Source organism: Cronbergia sp. UHCC 0137 (assembly GCF_034932285.1).
Classification (GTDB): domain Bacteria; phylum Cyanobacteriota; class Cyanobacteriia; order Cyanobacteriales; family Nostocaceae; genus Cronbergia.
Genome location: NZ_JAYGHC010000102.1, coordinates 1 through 6,229 on the forward strand (window position 1 = coordinate 1; position 6,229 = coordinate 6,229).

Sequence of the window (6,229 nt, forward strand, 5' to 3'; positions counted from 1 at the left end):
GTTAGGAATCAAATCCTAATAATCGAATTTTGAGGCAATGAACAATACAATTATGGGCAATAAGTAGGAGGGAAGGGGGTTTTAGCCTCGTTAATTTCTCTTCACATAGTTATGTTTATTTGCACCCATCTACTTACGGTGATGGAAAATGCTAAAATTACCTTGATTACTTACTAAGGGACTCCCAAAAAATAAATTATCTGGATTAACTAACCGCAGAGGCGCGGAGAACGCAGAGAAATGAGGGTTTGAGTGGTCACTGAGCTTGTCGATAGCGTAGCGTGGCGTTAGCCATAGTGAGATTTTTTGCGTTAGGTGATTGAGTGTTTTTTTATTTGGAAGTCCCTAACTCAAATCCTAAGTATTCAGCCGTCAATTCCCAAGACCACGTAGGTAGTAATTTTGTAGACAAAACAAATCATGAAACAGACAAAAACTCTGGCAGCAAAATTACTTTTTGGCATGGTTTTAGTCGGAATTTCAGCTTGCGACTTAGCAACAACTGAGTCTGCAAACACTAATAATCAACAAGTACAAACAGCCCAACAAGTCAGCCAACAAACTGCTACTAACAATCAAGCCTGTACCTTAGTAGAAAATGGGTTCGGTTCTCAAGGACAAGTAAAACTGCGGGTAGAAGAAGTGGTGACAGGTCTAGAAGTTCCTTGGGGGATAACTTTTCTGCCAAATAGAGATATGTTAGTTACCGAACGACCGGGACGAGTTCGCCTCGTGCGGAATGGTAAACTTATTTCCCAACCAGTAGCTACTATCAAGGTAACAGAAAGCGGTGAAGATGGTTTATTGGGTATTGCCACTCATCCTAACTTTGCTAAAAACCGATTTTTTTACATTTACTACACTGCTGATCAAAATGGATCACAGGTTAATCGTGTGGAAAGATGGCGACTATCTGAAAATGGACTCACTGCTTCCCCAGATAAAGTAATTGTTGACAATATTCCCGTAGCGCAATTTCATAACGGTGGTCGTATTCGCTTTGGACCAGATGGAATGCTTTACATTGGCACAGGTGATGCCAGAGAACCCCAAAGTTCCCAGGATGTTAATAGCCTTGCTGGTAAAATCCTGCGTGTGACTCCTGACGGACAAGTACCGCAAGACAATCCGTTTAGTAAAAATCCTGTCTATATCACTGGGATTCGCAACACTCAAGGGTTTGATTGGCTAGATAAATCGACACTATGGGTAACAGACCACGGACCTAGTGGGGATTTGGGAAGAAGGGGTCACGATGAACTCAGTTTAGCAAAAGCCGGAGACAATCTGGGCTGGCCTACTATCTACCGTTGTGAATCAAAGAAAGGAATGGTTACTCCGTCAATTGTTTGGCGTGAAGCTTTACCTCCTGGTGGCGCAGCAATTTATACTGGAAATTCTATTTCTGAGTGGAAAGGCAGCTTAATAATTGCCAGCCTTCGTTCTCAACATTTGCAGCGTGTTGTTTTCAACCCCCAATCTCCCCAACAAATTGAGCGTCATGAGGTGTATTTGCAAGGTCAATATGGACGACTGCGAGAAGCAATTATGGGGACAGATGGTGAATTATATGTCACTACCAGTAACTGTGATGGAAGGGGAAATTGTCCTCCACAGCGAGATAAAATTCTTCGTATTACTCGATAAAGAGGTTAATCGTGAGATTGACCTAAAGTAAACTTTGATTTTTTGTTTTCACTCGTTGATAAAGTTCCTCCATTGTTTCAATAAAAGAATTATCTTTATGCCAAAAAGCTGGAAAATCGCCCTGTTTTTTGACAAGAATTGCCGAAACACCACTAGAACTTGGCACTTCTATAGTTTGGGGTAAACGCTTTTTTCCTAACCAAAATTCCCTTACACTTGGCTTTTCATCAACAGATTGTTTTTCTAGTTTGGTATAAAACGAAGTAGAAGATTCTAAACTAACTTCTTGAATATTAAATTCCTGTGAAAGTGCTTTACCTAAATTAGAATTAGCTAGTTTAGTCTGAAGTTCCTCTTTTGATAATCCCCGCAATTCAAATAAAAGAAATGGATTATTATCCAATTGGGACGCAACTAAATAATAAACCCCAGCAATATGTTTACAGGGATTAGCATAATCTGGACAGGAACATTTGGTTTGAAAGTCTTTACTACTATGGGGTAATAAATTTAACCCCAATTGTTTAAAAGTATCTTCAATATTCTCTGGGACTTCATTTAGTAGTAATCTGGAAACAATACTAGCTTTGGATGATAGCTTGTCAATTGCTTCATTCCAACTACTTTTAGGAATAGATTTAATTTCAATGGAAATATTGTAAGTCGGTTCTTTATATACACCAAAGTAAGGATTAACTGAACCTTTGACTCTAGCAGTAATGTGATTTTTCTCAATTTCAAAATTTAGAACTTTACCATTACTTGCATAGGAACGTCCTCTTTGCAAGCGACCATCATCAGTAAAATTTTCTAATGCTTGAATAAAGCGATCGCCCCACCATGTCCGACTAAATTTAACCATAATATTTTACTCCAAAATTGCACTTTTATTTAAAGCAATTAATTGTTTGAAAGCATCATTATCTAACTCAGTTAACCAAGATTCATCATTGCCAACCACAGCATCAGCAAGTTTTTTCTTATCTTCTATCATTTGGTCAATTTTCTCTTCTAAAGTACCAATAGCCACAAATTTATGCACAAACACATTCTTTTGTTGTCCAATCCGAAATGCTCTATCTGTGGCTTGATTCTCAACTGCTGGATTCCACCATCTATCAAAATGAAAAACGTGATTAGCTTTGGTTAAAGTAATACCCACACCACCTGCTTTCAATGATAAAATAAAAACCGATGCTTCTGTATCAGGTTCTTGAAATTCTGTAATCATCTTTTCCCGACGTGAACGACTTGTGCCACCATGCAAATAATAAGTATTGCAACGTAAATTGTGTTTAATGTATTTTTCTACTTGTTCGCATACCTCCGTAAATTGACTAAATATCAATAAACTTTCTCCTTCAGAAATAGCCTCATCTACCATTTCCACTAAGCGACTGAGTTTGTGCGATCGTTCTGTGGAAAATTCGCTGTTATCTTGTAAAAATTGAGCAGGATGATTACAAATTTGCTTTAATTTCATCAAAGTTGAGAGAATTAAACCTTTGCGTTGAATGCCTTCGACTGTTTGTAATTTCTCTTCTACATCTTTAACGACTACTTCATACAATGAAGCTTGTTCCTTAGTCAAATTGGTGTAGAGTTTTTGTTCAACTTTATCTGGTAAATCGTTAATAATAGATTTGTCTGTTTTTACCCGACGTAAAATCAAAGGTTCAACTAATTTCTTCAGCGTACTGGATTTTATTCTGTCGTTATCTTTTTGAATAGGAATCTCAAAACATTTACGAAACTGTGCTTCCTTACCTAAGTATCCAGGATTGAGAAAATTAAAAATTGACCATAAATCTAACAAACGGTTTTCCACTGGAGTTCCTGTTAAAGCCAGTCGGTGTTTAGCTGAAAGTTTGAGAATAGCTTTGGTTTGTGCAGCTTTAGGATTTTTAATATTTTGCGCTTCATCTAAAACAATTCTTTGCCACTTTATACCATGCAGTAGTTTCTCATCTTTGCGAGCTAAAGTAAAAGAGGTAATGACTACATCTTGCTGTTGACAAGCGGTTTTGAACTCAGGAGCAATTTGGATGCGATCGCTCCCATGATGTATCATACTTTGTAGATGCGGAGCAAATTTAGCAATTTCCCTTTGCCAGTTACCAACCACGGAAGTCGGTGCAATTAACAGCGTTGGTGGTACATTAGATAATCTTGTTTTTCCATCACCCTTATTTCCCTCATCTCCCCACGTCCCTATCTCAGAGGAAAATAACTCTCGCTCCTGGACAAGTCTAGCAATTACCTGTACCGACTTACCTAAACCCATATCGTCTGCTAAACAGCCATTTAAACCCAAACGTTCCAAATATTCTAACCAAGCCACACCACGCTTTTGATATTCGCGCAAATTACCTTGCAGATTTAACTGGTCAGAAATTGGTTCTAAACTACTTTTATCTTGTAGTTTTGCCATCATATCTGACAAAATTTCATCATGTTGAATATCCCAATCTTTCCCAGATTCAGCATTACGTTGGAGAAATTCTAACACAGACATCTCTGGTTTTTCATCACCATGAGATTGCCAAAATTCTAGTAATTGCTGCATTTTATCACGGTCTAATTCCATCCATTGTCCGCGAAAATGCACCAAAGGAGCTTTAGCATTAATTAATTGTTCCCACTCTTGTTTAGTGACAACTTGCTCACCAATTGCTAATTCGTATTCATACTGTACCAAAGAATCTAAACCAAAATAATTTTTGTTTTTTCCCTTAGTTGCAGAACGACTTTTGCCGGAAGCTTTGAGTCGCAGTTTAGCACGACGACGACCAGCAGGGGTATACCAAGCCGGAACAGTCACTTTAAAACCTGCATCTTCTAACACCCAAGCACTTTCTTGGAGGAATGAAAATGCCTCTTCTAATGTTAGTTGCATTTCCACAGGAGTATCTGTTTCTAATCCTTGCCATAATTGAGGATACATCCGCGCTGCATATCCTAAATTTAACAGTAAATTTGTTTCAAAGTTTTCACCATATTGCTTTTGTACACCTAGTTTAGTTTTTTGACTCATTGGCCAATAATCTGCCAAAGCCAACTTCAGAGAAGGGTCTTGTTTACTAGATACCAAAAACTGCATTTGCCAGTTATCTATTTGTTCAGCAGCAGGTGAATTTAATTGAAAACACAGATGAAAAGGTAATTCTGATTGGGAGCGAGTAATTTTGTTTTTCCAAATCTGCCACTGTTTGTATTCCTCTAAAGTTATATTGGTGGTGCGGGGATTATGATGTTGAGAATAAAAACAATAGTAAACTAAGGAATCTGTAATTTGTTTATCAAAGGCAACAGTAGAGGAAGTTTGATTAACTATATTATGGAGGATAGATTCAGAAAAGTGACGTAACAGCGTTTGTTGATCAAAAAACTCAATATTTTCATTTTTCGTTGCTGACCCTGCCACACAAATCAAGGGCATATATTCAATATATTTTTGAATATTGGCTTCATACTGCTCGGAAATAATTGACCAACCAGCATAGATTTCAAATGCAGGTGGAATTGTTTTTTTACTTTTACCTTTGGGTGGAGGCGTTTCTAATTGGCGATATTTCAGAGATGGAATATATTGGTCTTTGAGAATTATTTGTTTAAATGATTGCGTATAGTGATACCAAAACAATAAATCAGAACCGAGTTGAATTTCACTCAGATTATTGATTGCTAAAAAATGAATATCATTGAGTAGTCTGATAATATTAATTGCAGGTGTACTATTTTTAATAAACGTTAAAGTTTCATAACAATCTACTTGCCAATATTGAAATTCTGTGTATTCTTCTGGAATTTCTATTTCTAGATACTTAATTAGTTCGGGTGAAGGTAGGGGTTGATGATCTGCGGTTGGTAAAGCAAAGAATTTGGCAGATACCCGTTGGCTTAGTTCGGGTGCTGGTTCTTTAATTCCCAATTCCTGGACTAAGAAATTGATTAATTCACCCTTGGCTAGATGTCCAGGATGAATCTGTTGTTTATTTTTACGGCTGCTTTTTGTTATAGGCATTTCTACCCACAGATAAAATGACCCTGACTGAATAAAGTCGGTTTCTGTGTTAGGTATCCAGGTGCCATGAACGATTTTCATAGCGTTATTTCCATCATTTATAATGATAAACTTTAATATTTAGCATACATGAATTTGATGAGATTTTTTTTAAATTGTAATAATATGCCTAATGATGGGATTTCAATTAAATCAGATAAGTGTTGAGATGCTTCATGAAGAGTAATTTGCTGCATAGTAGTACCACCTTTCGTTTTGTGTGTGCGGCTCAATAGACTTCTTGCAAAAGTCGTAATTTTCAAATTCTTCTTTGCGTCTTTGCGCCTTTGCGTGAGCTTTTCTAAAATATTCTTGGTAACACCAAAGTATTTATGCAAGAGGTCTAATTTGTAATTCTATCAAAAATCAAAAAATGAAACACAAGAATGATGTATTGAAAAAAGTACAAAATCCTTGTAATCTCTGAAAAAGAATTGAAAAAAATTTCTCATTCTTAGTCTTAATGAAAATTAAGTAACTAACTTGCTACTAATATACTGTATAAGATTAGTGTATCCC

At 36.7% G+C, this 6,229-nt stretch carries 3 protein-coding genes; 1 reads left to right on the forward strand and 2 read right to left on the reverse strand.

Annotation, left to right across the window (positions count from 1 at the left end; genetic code table 11):
• The first annotated feature begins 420 nt into the window (after nt 1-420).
• Nucleotides 421-1,647, forward strand: a complete 1,227-nt coding sequence (locus tag VB711_RS26170) for a PQQ-dependent sugar dehydrogenase (protein ID WP_323289360.1) — start codon at nt 421-423, stop codon at nt 1,645-1,647.
• Between the two features lie 22 nt (nt 1,648-1,669).
• Here the strand turns inward: VB711_RS26170 and VB711_RS26175 are convergent, their stop codons facing one another.
• Nucleotides 1,670-2,509: an SWIM zinc finger family protein gene (locus VB711_RS26175; RefSeq protein WP_323289361.1), complete on the reverse strand. Its 840-nt coding sequence runs from the start codon at nt 2,507-2,509 to the stop codon at nt 1,670-1,672.
• 6 nt (nt 2,510-2,515) lie between these two features.
• Nucleotides 2,516-5,752 carry a DEAD/DEAH box helicase gene (locus VB711_RS26180; RefSeq protein WP_323289362.1) on the reverse strand — a complete coding sequence of 1,079 codons (3,237 nt, stop codon included), beginning with the start codon at nt 5,750-5,752 and terminating at the stop codon, nt 2,516-2,518.
• Nucleotides 5,753-6,229 lie beyond the last annotated feature (477 nt).

What these genes read in the sequence shown, in the direction of transcription:
- VB711_RS26170 (WP_323289360.1), top strand. Translation starts at nt 421, where the DNA reads ATGAAACAGACAAAAACTCTGGCAGCAAAATTACTTTTTGGCATGGTT.
- VB711_RS26180 (WP_323289362.1), bottom strand. Translation starts at nt 5,752, where the DNA reads ATGAAAATCGTTCATGGCACCTGGATACCTAACACAGAAACCGACTTT.
- VB711_RS26175 (WP_323289361.1), bottom strand. Translation starts at nt 2,509, where the DNA reads ATGGTTAAATTTAGTCGGACATGGTGGGGCGATCGCTTTATTCAAGCA.